We start from the raw sequence: 26,136 nt of genomic DNA on the forward strand, positions 1-26,136 counted from the left end.
CAGACCCGCCATGTGGAAATCAACCACCAACTTGTCGTGTATTCCAATCCTCCTTCTTCGGTATGGTAATGTAACTGTAGGTGCCCTACCCGCACCGAAAATAACGTGCCTATGGGAATCCCGGCATGACCTTTTTTGCGGACTATCTGGATATCCTGTACGAGGACAATCACTGCCTGGCGTTGAATAAGCCCGCCGGCTGGCCCACCACCCACTATCAGGGGAAGGAAGAGACGGTTGATCGACTGGTCAAAAGCTATCTCAAGGAGAAGTATCGTAAGCCGGGCAACGTTTTCCTCGGAGTGGTGCATCGGTTGGATAAACCGGTTACTGGTGCCTTGCTTTTCGCGCGGACCAGCAAGGCGGCGGCCCGCCTGTGCGAACAATTCCGCCTCGGCGCGGTTGAGAAGGTGTACTGGGCCGTCGTCGAGGAACCCGCCCTCTGTCCCACTTCCACGAAGGCTCCTTGGCAGCGGCAGGAGAGCGGCATCCTGGAGGATTGGCTAATAAAAGAGCCAGCCGTGCCGCGCGTGGCGGTGACTCCGGCGCCCACACCGCGTTCCCAACGCGTGAGCGTGATGTTCCAAGTCAAGGCTCGGCACCAGCGGCTAATCCTCTTGGAGTTACGTCCTCATACCGGCCGCAAACACCAGCTCCGCGTCCAACTGGCCTCCCGCGGCTACCCGATCTACGGGGACAACAGATACGGCAGCCCCTACCGCTTGGGCCACGCCATCGCCCTGCATGCCCGAAGCCTGACTTTCTTCCATCCCACGACGCGGGAGCCGATCACGATCACCGCCCCCCTGCCCCGTTACTGGCTGGGGCGCTTCGCCTACCTGCTGCAAAACGTGTCCCTGTGAAAACCGCCTTGTTTCTCCATTCGGACTTGTCTCTTTCATAGACTTGGCGGCACAGCCAACTCTCCCACGACGGCATAAACTGACCGGAACCGTTGAACTCGTCACGCCAAGCCGGTGAGCAACCGGTGGACTCTTAGTTAGCCATGCAAGCTGGAATGCGTCTGAGTTCTCCGCCCCCGCTCAACGTCCTCCCAGGGATCATTCACACCGATCCTGGTCGGCGGGGTTTGAGTCGCAATCCACACGGCAATCTGTTCACCGCTACGGCAACGGATTTGGCCTCGGCGTGCCAGAACCTCACGCATCACCCCGCCCCTCGCTTGGCCATCGTGACGGGCTTTTTTATCCCTACTGCCGACCCGCCCGGTCACGAAACCGATGGTCCCCTCGGTGCCTTATTCCTGCTGAGGACCTGCGCTGCGCTGGGGATTCCCGCTCGGATTGCCACGGATCCGCCGGGCATCGCCGCCATGCGCGCGGGACTGCGCCACTGTGACCTGCCGGGAGATTGGCTCTGTGAACTGCCCCCTCCTACTGCGGACGCCTGGGATAGGCCTTCATCTCATCTGCTGGGATACTTTCCAACCCATTACGTCTTTATCGAACGAGCCGGACCCAATGCCGAGGGTCGATGCCTGACGATGCGCGGCGTGGACATTACCGAACAGATGGGACCTGTCCACCGCTGGATTGACAATGCAAATCCGGCAGCAGACGCCAATAACTCCCCCGTGACAATTGGCATTGGAGATGGGGGGAATGAAATCGGCATGGGCAAGATCGACCCGGCAATCCTGGCGGACAACATTCCCCTGGGACGGCAGATTCATTGCCGGATTGCCACCGATTACCTGATCGTCGCCGGAGTGAGCAATTGGGGAAGTTACGCTCTGGCGGCCGGTTTGTTTCTCTTGCGTCGACAAAAGCCGCCGCCGGGATTGTTCGATCCCCAAGCGGAGCGCCATCTTCTGGAAATAATGGTCCGTGAGGGTCTACTGGTGGACGGTGTGACAGGGCGGCCTGAGGTGAGTGTGGATGGGTTGGCGTGGGAGGCGTACATTGAGCCGCTGATACGGATGCGGGAGATGCTAGCATGGTGAACCCTTCCAAGTGGCAACGGGCGACCGGGGCGGAGGTTCGGCAGGCCTGCCGCCGCGGCGAACTTAGCGGACCGACGAGCGGCTTAGCGCTGGGATATGTTCAGGCCAATTTGGTCATCTTGCCGCGCGATTGGGCCTTCGACTTTTTGCTCTTCTGCCAGCGGAACCCACAGGCCTGTCCGATCCTGGAGGTCACCGATCCCGGCGATCCGGAAGCCCGGCTGGTCGCCCCCGGCAGCGATCTGCGCACCGACCTGCCGGCCTACCGCATCTGGGAACGCGGAGAATGCGTGGCGGAAGTCTCGGAGATCGCCAGATGGTGGCGCGAAGACTCGGTCGCTTTTCTTCTAGGCTGCTCTTTCACCTTCGAGGCCGCCCTCCTGCAAGCGGGTCTGCGCGTGCGGCACATCGAACTTGGCCGCAATGTGCCCATGTTCCGCACCAACATTCCGTGCCAAGCCGCCGGGCGCTTCCACGGCCCGTTGGTGGTGTCCATGCGGCCTTTCCCGCCTCAACATGTCATCCGGGCGATTCAGATCACCCGGCGCTATCCACGCGCACATGGCGCTCCGGTCCATTTAGGCCAGCCCGCGGCGATCGGTATCTCTGACCTTCTCCGTCCGGACTATGGCGATCCGGTCCCCGTCGAAGCCGATGAAATTCCGCTATTCTGGGCCTGCGGCGTCACCCCGCAAGCCGCGTTGTTACACGCCCGCCCCCCACTGGCCATCACCCACAAGCCGGGCCACATGTTTGTGACGGACCTGCTGGACAGCCAGTTGGATGAAGCGATATAGCACGCGAACCCAAACTCTCCAAATTGGGGAGGGAAAAAGCCCGATCTCGGACGGAATCCGGTCCCAGGAAATACACGACTCCGATCCTACCCATGAATGAGCTTTTTTTGTCCCAGCCATGAAAGAGCGTGTTTTGGTCTCATGGAGCAGTGGTAAGGATTCCGCCTGGATGCTCCATGTCTTGCGCCAGCGGGACGACGTCGAAGTGGTCGGCCTATTGACAACCGTCAATGAGGCCTTCGGCCGCGTGGCCATGCATGGAGTGCGTCGGGAGGTTCTCCGGGCACAGGCTCGCGCCGCTGGTTTGCCTCTCTGGGAAATCCCCTTGCCCTGGCCGTGCAGCAACGCCGAATACGAGGAGCGTATGCTCCGCTGGTGCACTTGTGCCCGCCAAGCCGGCATCACAGCCGTCGCCTTCGGGGATCTGTTCCTGGAGGATGTCCGAGCTTATCGGGAACAACAGTTAAGCCAAGTGGGTTTGCGACCGCTATTCCCCCTGTGGGGACGTCCCCAAGACACAGCGGCACTGGCGGAAACTATGCTGGCGGCAGGACTGCAAGCCGCGGTAGTATGCATCGATCCCCGGCGCTTGGACCCGCCCCAACGGTGGATCGGCCGGTGGTACACGCGGCAATTCCTCCAGGACCTTCCCTCCGATGTGGACCCCTGTGGCGAACAGGGCGAGTTTCACACCCTCTGCGTGGCCGGGCCGATGTTCCGCTATCCCGTGCAAATCACACTGGGAACAGCGGTCGAACGCGACGGTTTCTGGTTCATCGACAGCCAACTTGCCTCGGAATGAGAGGACTCGTTCACCCAAAAAACAGTTTCTCTCACGCGAGCACAGATGGAGGTGTGGAGATGACGGCGGATGGCTGAACTCGTCGGTCAAGGAAAGGAAGTTGAAGTGAAGTAGAAGAAAAGGTTTGAGTAACAGCCGACGGAGAGGGAGGAAGGAACGTTGTAAAATCGAAGAACCCCGGTTCGGTATGGAACCGGGGTTCTGGGAAGGAAGAAGGTGCCGGCAATGACCTACTCTCGCCCTGGACGGACTACCATCGGCCCCTAAGCGTTTCACGGCCGTGTTCGGAATGGGAACGGGTGTTTCCGCTAGGGTATGGTCACCGGCATAGTCGGTAGCGCTTGCAGAGGGCAAGCGGGAGTGTGTTTGGGAATATCTGGCAGGCAGAGGGACACGAGAGAGTGAGCAATGCGGCCAAGCGCTCGGCTGTTAGTACCGGTTAGCTGAGTGCATTGCTGCACTTGCACGTCCGGCCTATCAACCTGGTCGTCTTCCAGGAGCCTTCGCCTTTCGGCAGGAAACCTGATCTTGGGGGAGGTTTCACGCTTATATGCTTTCAGCGTTTATCCCGTCCACACGTGGCTACCCAGCGGTGCCGCTAGCGCGACAACTGGCACACCAGAGGTGTGTCCCTCCCAGTCCTCTCGTACTAGGGAGAAAGCCCCTCAAGTTTCCTCCGCCCACAGCAGATAGGGACCGACCTGTCTCACGACGGTCTAAACCCAGCTCACGTACCGCTTTCATCGGCGAACAGCCGAACCCTTGGGAGCTTCTCCACCCCCAGGATGCGATGAGCCGACATCGAGGTGCCAAACCTCCTCGCCGCTATGGACGCTCAGAGGAGATAAGCCTGTTATCCCCGGAGTACCTTTTATCTGTTGAGCGATGGCCCTTCCATACGGAACCACCGGATCACTATGCCCAACTTTCGTCTCTGCTTGTCCCATCGGACTCGCAGTCAAGCACCCTTCTACCATTGCGCTCGCTGCCCGATTGCCAACCGGGCTGAGGGTACCTTTGGACTCCTCCGTTACCTTTTAGGAGGAGATCGCCCCAATCAAACTGCCCACTTAGCACTGTCCTGGGTGCTGCACACACCCAGTTAGAATTCAAGCACAGCAAGGGTGGTGTTTCAGGGTCGGCTCCCCGCCACCCGAAAGTGGCGGTTCGTAGCCTCCCACCTACGCTACGCATGCTGGGCCTAAACCCAATACCAAGCTGCAGTAAAGGTTCACGGGGTCTTTCCGTCTAGCTGCGGGTATGTCGCATCTTCACGACAACTACAATTTCACCGAGTCGCTCGTGGAGACAGTGCTCCAGTCGTTACGCCATTCATGCAGGTCGGAACTTACCCGACAAGGAATTTCGCTACCTTAGGACCGTCATAGTTACGGCCGCCGTTTACTGGAGCTTCGGTTGCGAGCTTCGCCTTGCGGCTAACCCGCTTCCTTAACTTACCAGCACCGGGCAGGCGTCAGTCTGTATACAGCGGCTTACGCCTTGGCACAGACCTGTGTTTTTAGTAAACAGTCGCCAGAGCCCTTTCACTGCGGCCTCACCGGAGTGAGGCACCCCTTCTCCCGAAGTTACGGGGTCAACTTGCAGAGTTCCTTCACGAGCGTTCTCTCGAGCGCCTGAGAATCTTCATCCCGCCTACCTGTGTCGGTTTGTGGTACGGTTTCTCACGCGGTTTTCTTGGCTGGCCGTTGGCGGATATCGGGATCATAAGCGCCCTGAGGTCATCTGTTTGACCTACACCGTCATTGGCCAGCGTCCCATCTTGCGTGAGGAGCGCAGGAATATTAACCTGCTCCCCATCCCCTACGCCTTTCGGCCTCGGGTTAGGCACCGGCTAACCCTGGGCGGATTTACCTTCCCCAGGAAACCTTAGGCTTTCGGCGAACGGGATTCTCACCCGTTTTATCGTCTACTCATTCCGGCATATTCACTTGCCTGCGCTCCACGGCTCGTTGTCCGTACCGCTTCGCTGCGCAGGCAACGCTCTCCTACCGCAGTCGTACGACTGCCCACCGCTTCGGCGACGTGCTTAGTCCCGTTCATTATCGGCGCAGGATCCCTCGACCAGTCCGCTATTACGCGTTGTTTAAATGGTGGCTGCTTCTAAGCCAACATCCTGGCTGTCTCAGGGATCCAACTTCCTTTCGCACTGAGCACGTCTTGGGGGCCTTAGCGGGTGATCTGGGTTGTTCCCCTCTCGACGATGAAGCTTATCCCCCACCGTCTAGCTGCCCGGACTTGCACCGTGGTATTCGGAGTTTGGCTCCGACGGGTAGCCGGGTAGGCCCCCGTTCGGAATCAGTCGCTCTACCCCCACGGCCAACTATCCGGACGCTAACCCTAAAGTTATTTCGGAGAGAACGAGCTATCTCCACGTTTGGTTAGACTTTCACTCCTCCACACAGCTCATCCCCTAGTTTTTCAACACTAGTGGGTTCGGACCTCCATTGGGTGTTACCCCAACTTCATCCTGGCCATGTGTAGGTCACGTGGTTTCGCGTCTACCGCACCCAACTGTACGCCCTTGTCAGACTCGCTTTCGCTGCGGCTACGGGCCAGAGACCCTTAACCTTGCTGGATACGGTAAGTCGCCGGATCATTATGCAAAAGGCACGCCGTCAGGCAATTCCCCTTACGGGGCATAGCCCTCCGACCGCTTGTAGGCATGTGGTTTCAGGTTCACTATCCTCCCCTTGCGGGGTTCTTCCCATCTTTCGCTCACGCTACTGGTTCGCTATCGGTCGCCAGAGAGTACTTAGCCTTGGGAGATGGTCCTCCCGGATTCAGACCCACTTCCACGTGATGGGTCCTACTCAGGATCCCGCGCGGCCCGCGTCCCTTTCGCGTACGGGGCTTTCACCCTCTTTGGCCGGCCATTCCAGACCGTTCTGCTAAGGACTTGGGATCCGCTGGTGCGGTCCTACAACCCCACAGGGTTGCCCCTGTGGTTTGGGCTGGTCCGCTTTCGCTCGCCGCTACTGACGGAGTCGAGGTTTCTTTCTTTTCCTCCGGGTACTGAGATGTTTCAGTTCCCCGGGTTAGCTCGGGGATTCCGGGATCAACGCTCGTTGACAGCTCCCCCGGACTTATCGCAGTCTTCCACGCCCTTTCGCCTTCTGGCGCCGAGACATCCCCCACACGCCCTTACTAGCTTGGCCGCATCGCTCACCCCCTCGCGGTCAGCTCACGCCCCGCGGGAAGCTCGCAACCGGCCCACCCTGCACCTCGGGAAGAAAGGGCAGGGGTGTTTGCTCGCTTCTCAGGCTCGTGTCGTGTCGCAAACCGTTCCGGCTTCAGGAATCAGCCATCGCATGCATGCCGCATACGCGGCTCATCCCCTTCGCCTTCCCGGCTTGCTTCGATGCTCTTCTTGCCTGCCAGATTGTCAAACATCCACCCCGATAGTTTCACCGCTACCGGATCCCATTCTTGGGATGCTTAGTTTATGCCACCGGCTGCAAGGCGTCCACTCTTTTTTTCGACGTTTCTTGCCGCCGGTGCGGAAATCTTAGGCGTCCAGGCTCCCGGTGTCAAGCGGACGAAAACAATTTTTTCTCGACTCCCTCAAAACCCCTTCATTTGCAGCACTTCTGCGCTTCCAGCCCGCGGACGTATGCATGCTCACTTGCCGACCAGGACCTCATTTTCCTGCTCTCGGTCTCGGCGGCGGCAAAGGATGGAGGAATGCCCCGTGGCGGTGTCTCTCTGGTAGGAAAACACCCTTCCAGACACCCCTCCGGCCCGTTATCAAACATGTAGGGGCATGACACAACTCTATCCGGTCACGGAATCTTTTTTGCTTCGAGTCGTGGCGTTCGCGGTGATAGGATGAAGACGAGGGGGACCCCAACGTGACCACCGTGCATTTTCGCTATTTCTGGCCTTTTGTCCTGGTGACGGCTTGTCTGGTGGGTTTGTGCGTGGTGGTGGCGGTGTCGCTTTTCCGCCAGCAAGCCACCATCACCGTGGCGCTGCGGGAGAATGTGACGACCCGGCGGGCGGCGTCGGACTTACGCGGCTGCTTGAACACCCTGATCGCTCTTGAGACGCACCATGTCGAGGCGGTCTCGGACCTGCATGCTCGCGCCGTGGTGTATATCGCGGAAATTCGCCAAACGGCCAATCAACCGGAGGAGCAGGCATTAGCGGCCCGACTGGAAGAGAACTTCTCCCGCTATCTGGAAATGTGGCAATCGTTACCACCGGCTCCCGATCCGCGCCACGCCAGCCGACTGATGGAAGCGACGCAATACCTGGAGACCCAAGTGCTGGCCCCCTGCCGGGACATCGAGAACTTCAACGATCGCCAAATGGCTCAGACGGCGGAACAGCATGAGCGGGTGCTCGGCCAATTGGCCTGGGGTATGGCGGGGATTGGCGCCTTGGGCGGCTTTGCCGGTTTGGTCTTCGGTTATGGTGTGGCTCGCGGCTTGAGTCAGTCGATCCACCGCTTGCAAGTGCGCATTGCCGATGCGGCTGGTAAACTGGAACCGATTCCTTTGCCCGAAATCGTCTTTGTCGACGAGCCGGGGTTCCAGGGTCTCAATGAACAGGTGGACCGGCTGACGTCCCGCATTGAGCAAGTCGTCCATCAGCTCCAGCAGCGGGAGCGGGAGGTGCTGCGTGCCGAGCAATTGGCGGCGGTCGGCCAACTGGCCGCGGGGGTCGCCCATGAGATTCGCAACCCCTTGACCGCCATTAAGATGCTGGTGCAGAACGCCTTGGAAGCCTCCGATGGCGGCGGGCTGTCGGCGGATGATCTGCTCATTGTCGAAGCGGAAATCCGGCGGATGGAGCGTTCCCTCCAGGCTTTTTTGGAGTTTGCCCGGCCCCCCAAACCCGAACGCCGGCTGGTCGAACTCCGGGCGATCTTGGGGAATGTGGCCGCTCTGGCCCGCGGGCGTGCCGACAAGCAGAGGGTGCAGGTGCGGCTGGACACCCCGCCGCAGCCGGTCACGCTTCTCGCCGACCCAAACCAGCTCCAGCAGTTGTTCGTCAACTTGGTGCTCAACGCTCTCGATGCGATGCCCAACGGCGGAACCTTGACCATTCAAGTTCACCAGAACAAAGGTTCCGTTATCGTGGAGGTCCACGACACGGGAGCGGGCTTACCGGAGGAGTTGATGGATCGGCTTTTCGAGCCATTTGTGAGCAACAAAGAGACCGGCTTGGGCTTGGGGCTGCCGATTTCCCGGCGGATTGCGGAAGATCATGGAGGGAGCATCCAGGCGGCCCAACGCGCGGGAGGGGGGGCGAGCTTCATCGTGACGCTGCCGGTCGTCGAGTCCCCGGAGGGATAAGGTGCGATGCCTGTGCTGTTAGTCGTGGACGATGAACCGGCCATCCGCCATGCCTTTCAACGGGTGTTCCGGGAGACCGAGTTCACCATCCGCTTGGTCGCCACCGCGGCGGAGGCTTTGGAGCAAGCGGGCCGCGAGCGCCCGGATGTGATCGTCTTGGACGTGCATTTGCCCGATGCAACAGGACTGGAGACCTTCCGCCGCCTCCGATCCCTGGATGCCCGCATTCCGATCATCCTCATCACGGGTCATGGCACAGCCGATTTGGCCATCGAAGCGATGAAAGAGGGGGCTTACGAATACCTCCTCAAGCCTCTGGAACTTGGAGAGCTGCGCACCATTATCGATCGGGCAGCTCAATCGAGCCGCTTGATGAGCGTGCCGACCGCCATTGCTGAGTTGGAGACGCCGCCGCCGGGGGGCGATATTCTCCTGGGCCGCTGCCCCGCGATGCAGGAGGTGTACAAAGCCATCGGCCGGGTGGCGCAGCAGGACGTCACCGTGCTGCTGACCGGCGAAAGCGGCACGGGCAAGGAGCTAGTGGCGCGAGCTATCTATCAGCACTCCAACCGGGCCCACAAAACCTTTCTGGCGATCAACTGTGCGGCCATTCCCGAAAGCCTGTTGGAAAGCGAGCTATTTGGCCACGAAAAGGGGGCGTTCACGGGAGCAGAACGGCGGCGCATCGGCAAGTTCGAGCAAGCCAGCGGCGGCACTATCTTCCTGGATGAAGTCGGGGAGATGTCACCGCTGACCCAAGCGAAAATCCTGCGCCTGATCCAGGAACAAAGCTTTGAACGCGTCGGCGGCAGTGAAACGATCCACACCGACGTCCGGCTGATCGCCGCCACCAATGCCAATCTGGCCCAATTGGTCGAGGAGGGTCGTTTCCGCAAGGACCTGTACTTCCGGCTCAACGTCTTTGCCATTCATCTGCCCCCCTTGCGCGAACGCGAGGGGGACTTGGAGCTGCTCGTCGAGCATTACGTCCGGCGCTTCGGCCAAGAGCTAGGCAAGCCTGTCCGCGAAGTGGAACCGGAAGCCTGGAAAATCCTTCGGGCCTACTCTTGGCCGGGCAATGTCCGCGAATTGCAAAGCGTCCTCAAACAAGCCATCCTGCGCATGAGCGGCTCCGTCCTCTTGGCCGCCTGCCTGCCGGAACAACTGCGCAGAGGGAACAACTTCCGCACCACGAGCAGCGAATCCGAACTTTTTTGGGACAGATTTGTCAGCGAACGCCTCGCCGCCGGCACCGAGAATCTCTACGCCGAGTGCCTGGAACGGATGGAACGCGAGGTCATCCTGCGGGTACTCAAACATACCGCAGGAAACCAAGTCCAAGCCGCCCGCATTCTGGGCATCACCCGCGGCAGCTTGCGCAACAAGATCCGCGCCTTGGGCATCACCATCTCGCGATCGGTGGAATCGGAGGACGACACCGAGCCATCCCAAACCCCTTGAATCCGGGCCTTGTCCCCTTCGGTACCGCGGCCTGGTCCAGAGGGATCGCCTACAGCTCAGCCCCCGTAATGCCTCGAGGTCTGAAGAAAGCCTTGGGGTAAAAACCGTGTGCTCCACCTGAAGGAGGTCGCGTCCCAAGGGGGAACTGAGAGACAGAAGGAGCGGCCCCAGCATCACGCTCGCTTCGTCCGGCAACGCCAGTGGAGAGTACCCCTTCCAGCGCCTTGGGCCTTTCGGTTGGAGGAGTTTTGTTGGGCACTCTGAGGTAGCCACGTGTCCTCAGCGTCGGTTCAGTCGATAGACAAAACATGATTGATCTCACGCTGGTAGGCTTCCACATGGCCGCGTAGGACTTCCAGGAGCGTGACAGGCCGTCCGAGAGTAGCAGATTCCAAAATGGCACAGGCCGCAGCCAGATCATATAGTCCTTCTTCCCCGCTGGTTTCTGGACCGAGCGAACCTGTGGCGATGGCTTGTAACCAATCCCATTGGGCCAGTGCGAAGGAATCTTGGAGGCCGAGGGGAAAGCAACGATCCCGTTGGAGGGGATCAGCCTGTCGGAAATAGGTTTCGAGCAGTGATCCCCTTTGGCCATCGTCGAGGACTAATTGGTCTGCCTGAATGCATCCCCGGCTCCCAAAAAAGGCTGGCCAGCTCGACAGACGCAACGGTTCGCCATGCCCGCCCCAAGACCATAGCAGTTGAGCAAGGGCACCGTTGCGAAAAGTGAGGGTCGCAAAATAGGTGTCCTCCACCGTGGCCGTGGTGCGCAGGGTTATCTGGCCTGCGTCGTCCCGCCAGAAGCGCTCGGCTTCCCACTGGCGTGTCACCGCATAGACAGTGTCGATTTCTCCTATGACGTATCGCAGAATATCCATGTGATGAACGCCGATGTCCAAACTGGCGCCTCCCCCTGCCCGGAATTTGTCGTGCCTCCAGGGCGTTTGGGCGACGATCCGGTCGGGAGACCAGAAGCCCCCGATGGCACCGAGAAAGGCCATTTGGGGGGTTCCCAACAATCCTGTGGCGAAAGCCCAGTGGGCAGCGCGCACCCAGGGGCGGTAACGTGCGTTCTCAAAAACTCCAAGGACCAAGCCTTTTTGTCGGGCACTTTCGACCATCCGGGCCGCAGCACGCACAGAGATGGCCAGGGGCTTTTGCGTCAATAAGTGCAAGCCGTGCTCCAGTGCAGCTAACCCCACGAGATGATGGAGATGGACCGGGGTGATATCCAGCACGGCATCCGCTACCTGATCGGCGAACAGGTGCCGGTAGTCGGTGTAGATCCGCACAGGAACATCATCCTGGAAATCCTCCAGACAGGTAGGGGGCGCTGCCAAGGGATCGCCGCTATCAGGGGGTAACACAGGGGGGCGAGGCAGCACACCAGGAGTCCGCCTGACAAAGGTCTGGGCCTGTTCCTCGTGGGGAGCGGCCAAGGCGGTGATGCGAAAGCCGTGAAAACCCCGCTGCCTCAGTTGCCAAAACCCGCGCAGATGGGCGTTGAGAATACGGCCACAACCGACGATTGCTACACGGATGATGTCCATCAGTCCGTCCTTCGCGACGGTGGAGGGAGAGCTTATCCATCTAGGGAAGCGGTAGGAGGATCTGCCGGCCGGTACGCCAGGAACGCAGGCCGGCTTCTAGAATTTCCTGGACATCACGGCCAATGCTACTGCGACACAAGGGGAGAAAGTCGCTACCACTTTCCACAGCGTGTACAAAGTGGAGAGTAGCGTTGCTGGTGGGATCAGGCGGAGGGGGGACATCCAAGGGGTATCCTTGGGGGTGTGCCGCATTGGCGAGCAGGAGTCGCCCGCCCCGCCGAGGTTCGATCAAGAGGGTGCCTTGGGTCCCGTAGATTACCGCCACACCACTAGTGAGTTGGCCCACTTGTGTCCAAGAGGCTTCTGCCAGTGCCAGCGCGTGGGGATAACTCAAGAGCAGGACGGCGTTGTCCTCGACCGCCAAGTCCGGCTGGCCGAGGCGTCCAGCCACGGCTGTGACTCCGTGGGGCATCCCCAATACCACCCGGGCTAGTAACGCGCCGTAGCAGCCATAGTCCATTAAAGCGCCGCCTCCGTTCCGCTGGGGGTCGAACAACCAGTCGCAGAAAAACGAGGAACACCCCATTGCTTTCGGCCCGGCGTGCGCCGCCCGATACTTGACTTGCCAGACGTTGCCCACCACTCCATCTTGGATCAGTTGCAAAGCATACTGCAATTGCGGCCACCACGCAAAGGGCCAATTGACCATCAAGCGGACACCTGAGCGGTGGACGGCCTCGAGCATGCGATTGGCTCCCGCCAGATCGGCGGCCATCGGTTTTTCGACTAAGATGTGCCACCCTCGTTCGGCAGCTTTGACGGCCAACTCGGCGCCGGTAGAGTTATCACTATAGATGTATACGGCATCCAGGGTTTCCCGCTCGAACACGGAGTCGTAATCCTTGTAGGTCGTGCAGGAAACCTCTTGCCGGAGGCGGGCTAATAACTCCTCGTGCGGGTCCGCTGCTGCTACCAGAACCACCCGTCCACTGGCCTGCACCTCACGCAGTACGCTCCAAACATGATCGTGCGTCAGCCCTAATACCCCGAGACGGTACAGTCGGCTCACGGCTGGCTCTCCACACAATTGCTACCCTTGCCTCGGTCGCCCTCCCCCCTCCCAACCATTGATACAGCCCCGCCTATGGCATCGACCGCCCTTCGATTTCCTCCCCCAATGGTCTACTTATCCCTTGTGAGAAAGTTGCTCTCTTCCTCCCCCATCGCGATCACCCGTATCAAACGCATCAGCTTCCGTTGGACCAAGTCCCAGGTATGCCTGTCACAACAGGCTCGCACCTGGACTTCCGAGTGGGCTGGGTTCCCCGCTACGGGAAGAAAACACAGGTACTCCAGTCGAACCTGCAGCGAGGATAGCACTTGAGAAATGTCACTCACAACGCCCGCTTCATTGACGACTACCATCCGGAGGTGGTAGGTTCTGCTTGTCTTCTCAGAGGCTTCATGAGCAGGCGTCAGTGTCAGCGGCTGATGAGGTCCGCCTTCCTCCGGCCATTTCCCGTGGGATAACATAAGCTCACCTAGCTCAACATACTGGGGGATTCCAATAACTGCCAACCGGCAAGCGTGCGTCCCGCTTCTTGTGTTCACGGGATGCTCAGCCATTGCTGGCCATTGCTGACGTGGACTCGGCCTCGCAGAGCCACGTTGCCCATTTGGACTTCTTCTGGCTTACCTCCCTGTCGGTCATCGAAAACCACTGTCACCGCTCCTTCCGAACAGACCACCCGGTACGCGGTCACTCCTGCCGGCAACTCCATCTTTAGGGGTTGAACCGGTTTCGGCTTGCCTTCTTCCCCGATGAGTGACAGCACCATGTCGAACGTCACGGTGCCGCTAGCTTCCTGGCTCCACACCGCGTAAGGTGCTTCCGTCACCGGCGCCGGCAGATCGCCATATTGGAGGGGGAACCAGAATCCAGACTGCGGAGCGTAGGACCGGTCATGATGCAGACCGCTGCGCAGAACGGGTCCGCTCAGAGCGGAGGACATCTGAGCCGGGCGGCAGTCGAATTGGACTGCGCCTGGCAGGCGCGTCTGCAAAGCTTGGCTTTCGGCGAGCACCTGGGGCTTTTGCGGGGTCAAATGCAACAGCCAGTCGTAACGGCGTTTCTGTTCGCAGCGGAGCACATCATGCACCCACACGGTATGGGGTTTGATGAACACGACGAACCTTTCGCAACTCACCGGAGGTTGGAGCTTCTTAAAGCCATCGGTGGCCGCCCAGGCCAGGTCGGCGAAAGAACCGCTGCGGAAAGCCATCAAGCGGGGATGGGACAGGCGTTGATAGCTCCACGGCCCGCTGGGTTCGGAGTCGCCTAGGCCATCCACAAGAACGGTATTGTGGGCGTCGGCCCGTTTGAAGTATTTCCACTGCGAGGGGTCGTCGTAGTTGGCCATTTGCGGGTCGCAAGCAAGTGGCTGGCCGCCTGCATGGATGACAAGGTTCGGTTTGCCGCAGTGCCAGTGTCCAGAATGTCGACCGCTAGCGTCCAAGATGACCAGCAGGGCGTCCTTATGCCAACCGTCGCGCATCGAGGCGATCCCTGCATGGGGAAATGCCCGGCTCGCGGGAGGCCACGTTTCTCTGGGAGATTCTCCTGTAATTGCCAGCAGGTCCGGCCGACGCAAAACCGCAGCGGCCCGACGGAGCAGCGCGACATCGGAAGTGTGCCAACCGTCGTTGATCGGTACATGCCGGCCGCTGCCATCGCACATGTACAACAAAAAATCCGCACTGCGCTGCAAGTGTTCTTCCAACCATCGCATCTCTAGCGCTGTCGCGCCGTTGGCTCTCAGAACCTCGTAGGCATCGAGAAAAACGAAGAAGACCTTGGCGTGATAATGGGGGCTGTTTTCTATTTGCACGCCATCTTTGTGGAAGTCGGTCTGGGCATGCCTGCGGAGGATGTAAAGGCCCAGTTCTTTCCACTGACTGGAGCCTTTCATTTCCGGCAGCAAAACGCCGCCGGCCAGGAGGGTCATGCCGTGGATATTCTGATGATTGTGGGGCTTATAGCCGAACCGGGCATATTGGCTTATCAGGAAATCCAGGGATTGATGAATGGAGATTAGCAAGGCGAGGTGGAATTCGGGCGTTGCTTCTTTCCAGTCGAGGCTGGCGAAAAAGATACTGAGCAGCATCCGCCCGCGTAAAGCCACTTCGATCTCTTGCCAGGCAAAACCGGTCTTATGCCCATCCCACCAACCGCTGACAGGCAACTCCGGCGGCGGACAATCGCGGTACCAGTCCATGAAGGTCTCCACGACCTTCCGCCGCAGTTCGCTGGAATCGGACCGATTCGCTGCGGCTGTCCAACCCGCCAGGTTGATCAAGCGATTGCGGATCTCAAAGCTTTCATACTGCTCTTTCGGGGGATTATTGTTATTGCGCCAATTGATGCGACCGTCCTTGCCATAACGCTGGAGGAACTCCGCGGCATCCTGCTTCCAGTAGTCCACAAATGCGGCGTCGGTGCTTTCACGCCAATGCCGGACCTGCGGGTCTTGTCGTGCAGAACGCTTCCGGAAGTAGTCGAGCAAAGCCAGAGCGGCTTGCTGAATCTCGCCTGCCGCTACCTTTTGGCGGACTGAATCCAATGCCGAATGTTTCAGGTCCAGAGCTTGACGGAGAAGTTCCTCGACAGATCGAATGTGCCGCTGGGGTGGAACCAGTTTCGGCGGCTTGGCGATGTCGCCCTCTCCGCTGGCTCCCAGCAGGGCACAAAGCAGCACCAGCCCCACGCCGCCAAGGCCTTTGTGGAGAGCGCTGCGGTTATTACTTCTTCGCATTGCAGTCGTCATAAATCTTCCCATTACGGCTGCCATTGCCTGGATCGGTCCGGGCTTGGGGTCAACCAAGTCCTTGCTCTATTTTTCGTCGTTGAAAGCAAAAACATCGCGTAGAGTAGCAGTGTGGCGATGGCAGACAATCCTCTCAGGGAACAGGTATCCTTTACTCTGCCAAGACGAGGCAGTGGATGGTGAATTTCCCCGGCCCGGCGTGGCGGCTGTAGACCAGTAGGCTGCGGCCATCCCCGGTGGAAGCCAGAGCGGGCTGCCGCTCGAACACCCCCTGTTTTGACACCACGATGACACCCGTGGTCGCTCGGCTCCGCAACTGGGCGATTTTCGCCGACAATTCTTCAGGGTTCTTCCCGTCGAACGGCACGCTGCCGTAATCTAGGGGTTGGCCGGTCACTGGATTCATCAGGCTCGCCGCCACGTCGAACTCCACCGCCACGCCTCCTTTTGCTCTCCAGCGTGTATGGCATGTTCGCTAATCACGAGCAGATTTTTTTCCGTGAAACCGAAAGGCTGGCTTCGGCTACTTTTTGTAGTCCTTGCCGTCGAAGCTATCGCGGACTGAGCGTTGCCAAGCCTCCAAGTCGCGGCGCATCTTGGCGACCTGCTCGGGATAGCGGTCGGCCACGTTGGTCCTTTCGGCTGGGTCGTCCTCAAGGTGATACAGCACCAGCTCCCCCTGGCCCTTCTTGGTGTAGACGCCTGGTGGGTTGACCATCAGCTTGAACGGCCAGTCAATCCACACGGCCCAGGTGTCCTTGATGAAGTCGCTTTGCGCAAGGTCCTTCACAGTTGGCTTGGGGGCAAGGAAGCCCATGGGCGTTGGGCGTTTCTTCATTTTGCCCTCCAAGGCCGGGAACAGACTGATGCCGTCGAGGGGATACGGGGCCATGTCGCTGCTGCCAACCGCCTCAAGTAAGGTGGGCAGCATGTCCTGGTGGAAGCACGGGAAGGTACAGCGGATCGGCTCCTGGAATCGGCCCGGCCATTCCAGGCAAGCGACCGTGCGAACGCCGATATGCAGCTTGCCTTTGCCCGAAGGGTCCATCGACAGCGGTGTGATGCCGCCGTTGTCGCTTGTAAACCAGATGATGGTGTTGTCTGCGATGCCAAGCCGGCGCAATTCCGCTCGGAGATTGCCGACAGCGGCATCGATGCCGCTGATCTCGGCCAGGAAGTGGGCGTATTTGCCCTGGTCGGCGTAGAGCTTGAGGAACTCCTCGGCACCGACGTGGGGAGCGTGCGGGGAGCCGAAACAGACGTAGGCGAAGAACGGCTTCTTCAGGGCAGCCTGTTTGCGGATGAACTCGAGGGCCAGGTTCATCGTGAACACGGAGCTATCTCCCTCGATTTTGATTCTTTCCGGCTTTTTGTTGTTGTCGTAGACGACAAACGTGCCGCCGATATTGAAGTGGTCGGGCGAGAAATACGACACGTCGAAGCCCTCACGGATAGGATTCCCGCCCAGGTGCCACTTGCCGAAATGGGCGGTCGCGTAACCGAGCTTGTTGAGAAGCTCGGCGATGGTAACCTCTTGCGGGCGCATGGCCCCAAGGCGGGCCAGGCCGGTGCGGAAGGGGTTGCGGCCGGTCAGGATGGCGAAACGCCCCGGCGAGCACATCTGCTGCGCAGAGTAAAAGTTGTCGAAACGGACGCCGGTCTTGACCAGGCTATCGAGGTGCGGCGTTTTGACGATTTTGTTTCCACTGTAACCCGTGTCGCCCCAACCCATGTCATCGGCCACCACGATGACGATATTCGGCCGCTTAGCATCGCCAGCCAGGGCGAACTGCGGTGCGAACACGATGGCGGTGACGGCCAACAAGCAGCGGTAAATCATGGTGTACTCCTCCGTTGCACAGAGGCGCATCGAAAAGGAGACCAGGTTCATCTGCGCGTTACCTCTGTCACTCTGCCAGAACCACAAAGCGTAAGGTAAAGTTCCCCGGCCCGGCGTGGCGGCTGTAGACCAGTAGGCTGCGGCCATCCCCGGACGAAGCTAAAGCCGGTTGCCTCTCGAATACCCCCTTTTCTGCCGCGACCACCACGCCCACTGGCGATTTGGCCCGCAATTCCTCGATTTGCTTCCCGTGCTTTTGAGGGTCTTTCTCTTCAAAGCGGACGGAACCGAAATCGAGAGGCTGCCCACTTGCAGGGTCAATCCGCGTCGCCACGAGGTCCACCTCGACTGCCACCCCCGCTTTTTGACCCGCTTTGACATCCGTGCCACGTTCGCTGACGACCAGAAAGTTCTTGCCGTCGTAAACGGAAGCGGCCCACAGCTCATTGGTGGGTGCATAATGTTGCGGCATTCCCACGACGAGATAACGCTCGCCTTTAGGCCAGACCGCACTTTGGAAGACGCAATTGTACGAGCCATGGCCGACCTGCCGATAGCTCCAAAGATAAGCCCGCCGTGATTTAGGGTCGGCGGCCAGGGTGTAACTGTGGCCGAAATAATCGAAAGGAATGATTTCGACTTGCCCATCTCGTTTGACACGGAGTAACCAGGAACCGCCGTAGGACCAGCCATCGGGATGCTTTTGGGCAGCGATGAGATAACCTTCACCCTCCCAGCGAACTATGGCCCCCAGTAACGAACCGTTCTTGCCGAATTCACTCAGAACAGTGCCATGGGGCTTTGCCACTTTGCCGTCCTGGAGAAACGTGCCTGCCAGGACATACCGTTCGGGACCGCTTGGATTGGGCCGCAGGTCGGACCATACCAGGAACGTCTGTTTGCCGTCAGAGGCCAAGTTGGGATGAACCTGATTGCCGGGACCATCAGCAACAGGAAAGCCATCGGGGTCGAGGACTTTACCGTCAGGGGAAACGCGTGCGGCAAAGACATCCCAGTCTCGACCGCTGCGATAGTCCTGCCAAGCTACGACAAAGTTCGAACCGTCGAATGTTACCTTAGGATAAAGCTGATGGTGACCGGCACGACAAACCACAACACCTTTGGGATCCAACGGCTTGCCTTCCGCAGAGACCCGCGCCGCCCAAATGTTGGCGTCGGCAGTCCCTTCGTATCCCGATCCCTCCTGCCAAACCACCAGATAGACACCGCCGCCCCAGGCCACATCCGGCCAGCGTTGATTGCCTCCCGGAAACTCCGGAGCCACCGCTGCCGCCGAACCCACCTTCAAACCGCCCTCCTTATCCTGATAGGCCAAGCTCATCAGGACCGCCAGGCCCGACATTATTAGGAGCATGGCAGGCAATGCGTAGCCGATGAATTTTTTCATGGTTTGTTCTCCTCGGTTGCGTCGGCTTTGCGAAGCCGGAAGAAAACGGTCTTGCTTTTGAACGGCCCCGGAGGACCGGCCTCCCACCAGATACCATCTCGACCCATGATGGCCGTAAAGTTGCCAAGGTCCCAGAATTGCTGGCCTACGCCCCAGGTCCCGTCTTTCTGCAACACTTCAACCCGGTCGGGAAGGTAACGAGAAAGCGCCGAGGGAATCTCATGACGTGCCAGCACGTTGCCATTGGGGTCGACCGAAAAGCCAAAGCTGCAATGCACTTGATAGCAGGCTGGATCACCCAGACCCCAACGGCGGTCCTTGATCAGAAATTCGGGGGGAGCATAGCCGGCTATCGGAACGTACTTTCCCTCAGGTGTGACTTTGGCGGCATCCGGCCAACACCGCCCGCCGATGTAAATGGAGCCGTCCGTATGCCAGACTAGCGTTACGCCTTCGCCCGAGCCGATCTGGACTTGCCGAGGCTTGGCGTTGGGCCACTTTTGCGCATAGATAGCCGCCAGGTCTTGCGAAGCCTTGGCTTGCGTAATCAGGGTAGTCACCCGGCCCTGAGCATCCGCTTTCGCTAACCCTCCGGCGAAGGTGAAATAAAGATTTCCCTGCGGGTCCATTGTCAACCCTTTGCCGAAACGACCAAATTCCGCCAAGCGTACTTCTTCATTCACCCCAGGAAGACTGCCCCGCGACCCGCGGCCGGCTACGGTTTCCAGAAACCATGTTCCATCGCTCCGACGGGAAAGTTTTCGCAACAGACCGTTGTCGTTGATAAACAGGGTGTGTCCAGACGCCGCTACCGAGAAATAGCCGCCGCCATAGACCCCCGGTCCCAGCAAACCGGAGAATTCCCCAGGCCCATCCAAGGTGTCGCCCAGGTCATTCCCACCGGCAATCGGCCAGATTTCCCCCTTCTCCAGTTTCCAGAATTGCCGCCGCTTGTCGTGAAAGTACAAACGGACGCCGTCATCCTTGCCCAGATAAAGCTGATCAGCTTGCTCAATGGGACGGACCATATGGGGCAGACTTCCCCCCACTGCCCAGCGAGCTGGACCGCCGAATGATCGGCCGTTCTGGCACATGGCAAACGCAATGTGTTCCGCACGCCAGCCGGGCAGGAATTTGATTTCAAACGGCGGCGCGGGCAGCCACTCGTTTTTGGATTCCTGGGCTGACGCTCTTCCCGACGGCCCAATCAGCACTCCCGACAGCAGAAGTGGGACATACAGGGAGAAAAGGCAGCGTGTCATTTGTGTCTCTCCGATACGAGGTGTAAATGCTCGTTGACTTTCACTTGGGTTTCAAGTAAGCGGCATCTCCAGCTCCGCCGGGTGGCAAGCGGTCGGTGGGACGTGGCTTGGCGACCAACTCGAATGCAATGCCTAAAGGTTGAGCACCGGGGCGGTATCCTCCCCCGCCGTGCTGAATATGGCCGGTCACTTTACCCAGCGCGACCAGATCGAATCGCGTGAAAGCGGCCTGGGACCGGGAATAGACGAGCTTTCCGAGGATGACTGGCTCATAGGTCAGATCGTCGCCAAGTTGCAGCTTCGCCTGGCCTTCCACGCGCAGGCGAATCTCCTCGCTGTCCGTGTATTCCACGCTGACGGTCAACCGCCCGTCTTTGGTAGTTGCCTTGGCGAAGCAGGGACCTTCGGTGAAGCCCACGCGGGGATTCAAGTGATAGCGAAACAACCGCAATTGCAGCGATTCAGGGACCGGCAATTGCTGGCCTTGTGCAGTAGCGTTTGCGATCAAGGCCTTCCCTTCCTCCGCGAGCACCCACATCGTATCGTCGAAGGGTTCCCGGCAAAGCTTCCGGTTGCGTTCCGGCGTCTTTTCGGTGTAGTCGCTCGGCTGGGTGTAGCGGATGGTACCATCAGAATTGCGTCCGAGTTGCCGCAGGTAAACCCGCAGAATCAACGTTCCCGCGGGAGCTTTCGGCAGGCCATCATCAACGCGTTGGTTGTCTTGGAGCAAATCCGCCGGCCCACGCTTATCCGCCTCCGGCAGACTGTCGAACGTCTGCAACGCCTTCTTCAGCATCCCCAAGGCCACTCCCGGCGTGTTGAAGGCGATGCGTCCGAGGTGTTTCCCGGAAGCTGTCACCACGTCCATGCAGAAGTTCGAGGTCAACGCTGTACTGCCCACATTAGCATTGCGGAAAAACGTCCCGACGGCATCTTGCCGCTTGCGCACGGTTCCAGCGTCAGGCACCGTGACAGCAATGCATCGCTCCTTGACCAATCGAGTGAACTCCTCGTTCCACACCGCCGGGTCGCGCGCTGCGGAGACGGACCAGCGGCAATTGCCGAGCGGTGAACCACGGTGCCCTGACAGAATCAGCAAGGGCTTGCCTTCCTTAGCCGCCTGTAACCGGGCGTTGTGCACATCGGTTTGCCAGTGGACCTGCCAGAAGCGGCATTCTCCCGGCTGCGGCTTGATAAATTGGTGCCATGGATCGAAATTTTCCCAGGTCAGTTCGCGCAACGGGGGTGCCGGTTGAGCCAAAAGGCACAGCCCAGGCAATAAAAACCACACACTCATAGCGAAGCGACGAAGCATGGGTACCGCCTCAAATGCAGAAGCAATGGCCCGAATCCAAGCTGTCAAGCCTCACCTTCGTTCCCAATTTTGGAGTGACGAGCAGCGACTATGCGGTCGGCCTTATCTCTTTCGATACCAGACGGGTGTGCCGAACCATTCGTGCATTTCTTTTTCAAAGCGGGCGACGACTTCGGGCGGTTCTGGAACCCATCCGCGGTCGCCGGTTTCCGTGATCCACGTGTCCAAGGCCGTCCGCAGTCGTACAAGGGCTTGTTGGTGTTCAGGCTTCTTCGACTCGGCTAAGTTGTGAATTTCGTAAGGGTCGGCTGCGGTGTCGTAGAGTTCCTCTTCTGGCAGGCGGGAACGCATCAGGGCCAAGGGTGGTCCTGATAGTTTGCCTTCGGCGTGCAACTGCCGCATGAGAGGGATGACCAAAAAGCATTTCTCCTTGTAGCGGTTCAAAGCGAGGAACGACTGCTCCGGCATGTAGTTGCGGATATAACGATAACGAGCATCCCGAACGGTACGGATGCGGTTGACAGTCTCATCGATGCGATCCCGCGCACTGAAGGCATAGGTGCGCGGCGGGTCTGCTTGCGGACCGAGAAAGATTCGGCTCTGCATCAACGGGGGGCGAGGCAAACCGGCAATGGCCAGCGTCGTCGCCGTCAGGTCGAGTAAACTAATGACTTGACCGCTGACCGACCCGGCTTTCCAGGATGGAGGAGCGGGAAAATTCTTCGGCCAGCGAATGATCATGGGCACGTGCAAGCCGCTATCGTAGCACCAATGGATCCCGCGCGCTTCCAGGCGGCCATTGTCCGCGAAGAAAACAATCACCGTATCGTCCTCCAAGCCATCGCGGCGTAACGCTTCCAGAATCCAGCCGACGCGGCGATCCAGGCCGGAGACTGCATTCAAATAGCGCGCCCACTCTTGTCGGGTGATGGGGTGATCGGGGTAGTAAGGCGGCGGAGTGACTTTGTCCGGGTGGGCAATCTGCGGATGCTCGCGTTCGCCGACCCACTCCACCCGCTCTTTCTTGGCACATTTGCGGTCGTAAATGTCGTATTCGACCTCCGGCAGGTTGATCATGGCGAAGAAAGGCTGGCGATTTTTCAGTGCGGACCAATCCTCCGACTCGAAAATGGGGCCTTCATTGACGAAATTGAGGTCGAGTTTGCCAGTGCCAACCCATTGACTGCCAATGGTACGAATGTTCGCCGTGAAGTAACCCGCATCCTTGAGCCAATGCGTTAAGGGCCGAACGCCCGGCGGCAAGCGGAAATCGTCATCGCGGTGGCTACGCATGTGGTGCGTGTCCGTCGTCGTTTGATACATGCCCGTCATGATAGCCGATCGACTCGGAGCGCAGACCGGCGACGTGGCAAAAACACGCGTATAGCGGACCCCTTGGCTAGCCAGGCGATCAAGGTTCGGCGTTTGAACTTGGTGCATGCCATAACAGCCCAGGTCTGGCCCAATGTTCTCCGCGACAATCCAGAGAATATTCGGCCGACGCTGGGGTTTCGCCAGTTCCGGCGGCTGAGAACTGACGGTTCCTGACAGCAACAAGACACCAACGAAGGCCAACGACAACTCCACGCGGCATGGCCGTCCGACTGCCCTCATTGCCACCCCCAACCGCCTCGCCTGCAAAGCCTCGGACATCCCAGGGAACAAAGCCAAGCTCTAAGCCTCCCTTCTTTGTTCCTTCGGATCGCTCATCCGTCTGCTACGCCGTCCGACTTCAAGCTCCCCTCTGCTAGCGTTACGGGCTGGCCTTCTTCAGACTCACCCGCCGGGCCACCAGCTTTATGTCCTCGACACCCCGCAGCTCACTATTGACCACCAAACACACCCCCTGCGGCCCTGCACTCACCGCCGGTAAAATGTGCTCCTTGCCCGGCTCGGCCGCTATCTTGAAGCCGCCCTTGGCACGGCCGCAGACGATTTTCGTTCCGTCCGGCGACACGTACCATCCCGCGATGCACATGTGAGTCGCCACACCTTGGCCTTTCACCCCCTTCGGTTCCTTGGCATCCTGGGCGTTTTCCATGACATAGAGGAAATGCTCGCCGTCAAAAGCCACGGCCGTGTGAGGCGTCAGATAACTCACCCGCGCTTGCTCCAGGCCATCGAGCGCAGTTCTCGTTGTCTGAAAGGCTCCATCTGGAGAGAGCGTCCAGAGCGTGGCCACATAGGGTGAACCGCCCCCGAAACCTTCCGCCATTCGCACCGAGGTGACGAAAGAGGATCCATTCCAGGCTACAGGAAGCCATCGCGCCGTCACCTTTCCACCTAGTCCCCGCCCACTCTTCCGAGCGTCCGAAGTAGGAGGGAGAGGTCCATGTTTGCGCGCTCCTGTCTTGGCGTCCAGGAGAATCCAATTGATCACTGTGCCGCCAAATCGGTTGTGCCTTTGTTCCACAAAGGTGACGGCCAGCACATCCCCGCCACTGGCGATCGAAGGATGAGCCGCTTGATACGCCTTGTTGCTCACTAACTCCGTGGGCGTCGCATCGACCAACTTCCCTTGCGGGGAAACCCGTGCTCCATAAATTGCGTAGCCATTGCCGGGAGTGTTCGGCAAACCCGAACCCACGAAGGCCGACCAAACCACGTGATAGTGGCCGCCTGCAAACGCTGCCGCCGGCTCACACTGATTGTGTTCGCCTCCGGCGATCAGGAAGGGTTCCCCTTGCGGCTTGCCCTCAGCACTGACCACGATCCCGCGAACGTCCCAGTCCCGACCATTGGAGAGTTCCCCCCATACCACCAGCCAATTTTGCCCGTCCGAGGCAACACTGACGTAGGAACGCAGCCCCTTTCCGTACGCCAGGCGAATCCCTGCTGGGTCGAGCGACTGGCCATCCTCGCCGACGCGGGCGCACCAGATTTCCGTGCTTCCTTCATTGAGGCAGCCTTCACGCCAGGCTACCAGCCAGCTTTTCGCTCCCGCCGCCCAGGCTACTGCCGCTTGAGTCTGCGCACGTGCCCCGGCTGCCTTCGCCGCCACTTCCTGCGGAGGACTGATAAGCGTTTGGTATTCATCAGCACCACTCGCTCCTCCGGTACTTATCCATCCGGCCACTCCACTGGCCATTGCGGCAAGGAACAAGCCGCTCCATACCCATTTCCCCTTACGCTTCCTCATTTCTTGCCCCTCATGGCAGTTTTTGGATGCTCTCTTTCCCGAAGTCGATGGGGCCGACACGCCACACCCAGGCATCTCCCCCGCCCATGCTGTACAACTGATAAAAGTAGCCAGGGTCGGCCATGACCCAGCCTCTACCCCAGGCGGGAGCTTTATCCGGGGGACAGGCTTGCCAGGTCAGCTCGCCGCCACCAGAAGCTTGCTTGGTGGGAAACTCCCGCCACTCCCCGTCCTTACACAGCGTCGAGACGCGGCCATCCTTGAAACGCCGCAGCGGCGCATCATCTACCGCTCCGAAAAACACAATGTCCGGAGCCCAGGTGCCGCCAGCCAATAGCGGCCCGCCGAAAAACGCCGCCTGCCTCAACGCATCGCCGTCCCATCTCTTGTTCACATCCCCAGCGTCCTGCGCCACACGCCATGCTTTCTTGCGGTCCGCTGTTACCTTGACCACGGTCCCCTTCGGATAGTTGCCCTGATACCAGCCCAGGTAAAAACTGCCGTCGGGAGTCACCACAATCTTTTCCGCGGGCGGCAATGGTTTTCCGTCATGTCGCGTCCCAATTTCTGGCTTGCCGAGATAGTCCGCCGTCGAAAGAACGCACGTGAGCGTGCCCTGGGCATCGTCGTACTGCCACAGGTTCCCCTCGCTGTGAAAGTAAACATTCAGCTTACCACCCACGCGACCGGTGGTGATGAACGGCAGCTTGTCGAAGAAAACGTCTTTCGCGGCAATCGACTTTCCCACTTCCGTGGGCGGAGCGCTCTTGCCCAGGCCAATGATTCGCTTGAACCACCACCGGCCGCCCTTTTCCTTGTTCCGCCAAACCTTGTAAATGCTGTATTCCAGACCGGTGCCCAAACCCGCTCGGGTGAGCAAATAGCCCGCCGGTTGACCGTCTGGCCCATCCCGCAAAGGGTTCCCCACTGCCACCACCGTGGAAATGGGGTTGCCGATGCCTCCCACCCGTTGCAGGTGCGGGATAAACGAGGCTGGTCCTTCGTCGACATTGAGCCGACCATGCCAATAATCCGCCCCGGCAATCGTCTCCACCATGCCATCCATCCGGGCCACCCGCAGCCCGCTATCCCCGTGGGCTGGAATGAAGTAAAGGTTCCCTTCGTCGTCCACGGAAACTGCTTTCGTCACCGGTGCCATGGCCTCCTTACGCGGGCCGTCCAGATAACCATCCATGCAACAGAAGGCGAAATGCTCGTACTTCGGCGGTCCCGATATTTGGCTCCCCGGCGATGGTTTGTCCTGCCCGCTCGTCTCCGTCGCTAGCCACCCCGCCGCCAGCACTGCTGACGCAGCCAGGGTGCAAAAAGAAGGGTTGATCCAGCGTCGTTTACAAGGTCTGAACATGCGTCTTTCTCCCGTGCGGCTTGGATTGGCCCGGCGGTCCGACCCCGGCGGCCTTCGGCGACCTTTCCTAGGCCGGACCACTCCAGGGTTA

General features: G+C 59.5%; 17 protein-coding genes and 2 rRNA genes. 6 read left to right on the plus strand and 13 right to left on the minus strand.

Annotation, left to right across the window (positions count from 1 at the left end; translation table 11 throughout):
• The first annotated feature begins 125 nt into the window (after positions 1–125).
• The 4 genes from H0921_RS01930 to H0921_RS01945 all read left to right on the plus strand — a co-directional run bounded on the left by H0921_RS01930 (position 126) and on the right by H0921_RS01945 (position 3,562).
• Positions 126–863 carry an RluA family pseudouridine synthase gene (locus H0921_RS01930; protein WP_194536327.1) on the plus strand — a complete coding sequence of 246 codons (738 nt, stop codon included), beginning with the start codon at positions 126–128 and terminating at the stop codon, positions 861–863.
• 155 nt (positions 864–1,018) lie between these two features.
• Entirely contained in the window at positions 1,019–1,963 is a 945-nt protein-coding gene (locus H0921_RS01935) for a glutamate cyclase domain-containing protein (RefSeq protein WP_194536328.1), read from the plus strand.
• Positions 1,957–2,760: a putative hydro-lyase gene (locus tag H0921_RS01940; protein WP_194536329.1), complete on the plus strand. Its 804-nt coding sequence runs from the start codon at positions 1,957–1,959 to the stop codon at positions 2,758–2,760. Before H0921_RS01935 ends, H0921_RS01940 begins: the two co-directional genes overlap by 7 nt.
• Positions 2,761–2,878: 118 nt before the next feature.
• A complete protein-coding gene (locus tag H0921_RS01945; RefSeq protein ID WP_194536330.1) occupies positions 2,879–3,562 on the plus strand; it encodes an adenine nucleotide alpha hydrolase in 684 nt (227 codons plus the stop codon).
• Positions 3,563–3,779: 217 nt separating this feature from the next.
• Here H0921_RS01945 and rrf read toward each other — a convergent pair.
• Positions 3,780–3,889 (minus strand): 5S ribosomal RNA (gene rrf, locus H0921_RS01950).
• Positions 3,890–3,972: 83 nt separating this feature from the next.
• Positions 3,973–6,738 (minus strand): 23S ribosomal RNA (locus H0921_RS01955).
• A 693-nt stretch (positions 6,739–7,431) separates the two neighbouring features.
• Between H0921_RS01955 and H0921_RS18285 the strand changes: the two genes are divergently transcribed.
• Both H0921_RS18285 and H0921_RS01965 read left to right on the plus strand, forming a co-directional pair.
• Entirely contained in the window at positions 7,432–8,880 is a 1,449-nt protein-coding gene (locus H0921_RS18285; RefSeq protein ID WP_194536331.1) for a sensor histidine kinase, read from the plus strand.
• 6 nt (positions 8,881–8,886) lie between these two features.
• Positions 8,887–10,341, plus strand: a complete 1,455-nt coding sequence (locus H0921_RS01965) for a sigma-54-dependent transcriptional regulator (protein ID WP_194536332.1) — start codon at positions 8,887–8,889, stop codon at positions 10,339–10,341.
• Positions 10,342–10,631: 290 nt separating this feature from the next.
• Here H0921_RS01965 and H0921_RS01970 read toward each other — a convergent pair whose 3' ends face one another.
• From H0921_RS01970 to H0921_RS02020, 11 genes are all read right to left on the minus strand, one after another.
• Entirely contained in the window at positions 10,632–11,891 is a 1,260-nt protein-coding gene (locus H0921_RS01970; protein WP_228498894.1) for a Gfo/Idh/MocA family protein, read from the minus strand.
• Between the two features lie 40 nt (positions 11,892–11,931).
• Entirely contained in the window at positions 11,932–12,960 is a 1,029-nt protein-coding gene (locus H0921_RS01975) for a Gfo/Idh/MocA family protein (protein WP_194536333.1), read from the minus strand.
• 538 nt (positions 12,961–13,498) lie between these two features.
• Complete coding sequence (locus H0921_RS01980) at positions 13,499–15,715, minus strand: alginate lyase family protein (RefSeq protein WP_194536334.1); 2,217 nt, start codon at positions 15,713–15,715, stop codon at positions 13,499–13,501.
• 151 nt (positions 15,716–15,866) lie between these two features.
• Positions 15,867–16,148, minus strand: a complete 282-nt coding sequence (locus tag H0921_RS01985) for a hypothetical protein (protein WP_194536335.1) — start codon at positions 16,146–16,148, stop codon at positions 15,867–15,869.
• Positions 16,149–16,238: 90 nt separating this feature from the next.
• Entirely contained in the window at positions 16,239–17,555 is a 1,317-nt protein-coding gene (locus H0921_RS01990; protein ID WP_194536336.1) for a sulfatase family protein, read from the minus strand.
• A 67-nt stretch (positions 17,556–17,622) separates the two neighbouring features.
• Positions 17,623–18,963, minus strand: a complete 1,341-nt coding sequence (locus H0921_RS01995) for a hypothetical protein (RefSeq protein ID WP_194536337.1) — start codon at positions 18,961–18,963, stop codon at positions 17,623–17,625.
• On the minus strand, positions 18,960–20,225 hold the full coding sequence (locus tag H0921_RS02000; protein ID WP_194536338.1) for an NHL repeat-containing protein: 1,266 nt from the start codon (positions 20,223–20,225) through the stop codon (positions 18,960–18,962). Before H0921_RS02000 ends, H0921_RS01995 begins: the two co-directional genes overlap by 4 nt.
• 40 nt (positions 20,226–20,265) lie before the next feature.
• Positions 20,266–21,540: a hypothetical protein gene (locus tag H0921_RS02005; RefSeq protein WP_194536339.1), complete on the minus strand. Its 1,275-nt coding sequence runs from the start codon at positions 21,538–21,540 to the stop codon at positions 20,266–20,268.
• Between the two features lie 102 nt (positions 21,541–21,642).
• Positions 21,643–23,154, minus strand: a complete 1,512-nt coding sequence (locus H0921_RS02010) for a sulfatase family protein (protein ID WP_228498954.1) — start codon at positions 23,152–23,154, stop codon at positions 21,643–21,645.
• Between the two features lie 139 nt (positions 23,155–23,293).
• Positions 23,294–24,679 carry a hypothetical protein gene (locus tag H0921_RS02015; protein WP_194536341.1) on the minus strand — a complete coding sequence of 462 codons (1,386 nt, stop codon included), beginning with the start codon at positions 24,677–24,679 and terminating at the stop codon, positions 23,294–23,296.
• A gap of 10 nt (positions 24,680–24,689) precedes the next feature.
• Positions 24,690–26,045: a hypothetical protein gene (locus H0921_RS02020; protein WP_194536342.1), complete on the minus strand. Its 1,356-nt coding sequence runs from the start codon at positions 26,043–26,045 to the stop codon at positions 24,690–24,692.
• Positions 26,046–26,136: the final 91 nt, after the last annotated feature.

The organism is Thermogemmata fonticola, assembly GCF_013694095.1.
GTDB classification, from domain to species: domain Bacteria; phylum Planctomycetota; class Planctomycetia; order Gemmatales; family Gemmataceae; genus Thermogemmata; species Thermogemmata fonticola.

Excerpts from the sequence above, each read along its gene's own strand:
- H0921_RS01930 (WP_194536327.1), top strand. The coding sequence starts at position 126 with ATGACCTTTTTTGCGGACTATCTGGATATCCTGTACGAGGACAATCAC.
- H0921_RS01935 (WP_194536328.1), top strand. The coding sequence starts at position 1,019 with ATGCGTCTGAGTTCTCCGCCCCCGCTCAACGTCCTCCCAGGGATCATT.
- H0921_RS01940 (WP_194536329.1), top strand. The coding sequence starts at position 1,957 with ATGGTGAACCCTTCCAAGTGGCAACGGGCGACCGGGGCGGAGGTTCGG.
- H0921_RS01945 (WP_194536330.1), top strand. The coding sequence starts at position 2,879 with ATGAAAGAGCGTGTTTTGGTCTCATGGAGCAGTGGTAAGGATTCCGCC.
- H0921_RS01965 (WP_194536332.1), top strand. The coding sequence starts at position 8,887 with ATGCCTGTGCTGTTAGTCGTGGACGATGAACCGGCCATCCGCCATGCC.
- H0921_RS01970 (WP_228498894.1), bottom strand. The coding sequence starts at position 11,891 with ATGGACATCATCCGTGTAGCAATCGTCGGTTGTGGCCGTATTCTCAAC.
- H0921_RS01980 (WP_194536334.1), bottom strand. The coding sequence starts at position 15,715 with ATGACGACTGCAATGCGAAGAAGTAATAACCGCAGCGCTCTCCACAAA.
- H0921_RS01990 (WP_194536336.1), bottom strand. The coding sequence starts at position 17,555 with ATGATTTACCGCTGCTTGTTGGCCGTCACCGCCATCGTGTTCGCACCG.
- H0921_RS01995 (WP_194536337.1), bottom strand. The coding sequence starts at position 18,963 with ATGAAAAAATTCATCGGCTACGCATTGCCTGCCATGCTCCTAATAATG.
- H0921_RS02000 (WP_194536338.1), bottom strand. The coding sequence starts at position 20,225 with ATGACACGCTGCCTTTTCTCCCTGTATGTCCCACTTCTGCTGTCGGGA.
- H0921_RS02005 (WP_194536339.1), bottom strand. The coding sequence starts at position 21,540 with ATGCTTCGTCGCTTCGCTATGAGTGTGTGGTTTTTATTGCCTGGGCTG.
- H0921_RS02010 (WP_228498954.1), bottom strand. The coding sequence starts at position 23,154 with ATGAGGGCAGTCGGACGGCCATGCCGCGTGGAGTTGTCGTTGGCCTTC.
- H0921_RS02015 (WP_194536341.1), bottom strand. The coding sequence starts at position 24,679 with ATGAGGAAGCGTAAGGGGAAATGGGTATGGAGCGGCTTGTTCCTTGCC.
- H0921_RS02020 (WP_194536342.1), bottom strand. The coding sequence starts at position 26,045 with ATGTTCAGACCTTGTAAACGACGCTGGATCAACCCTTCTTTTTGCACC.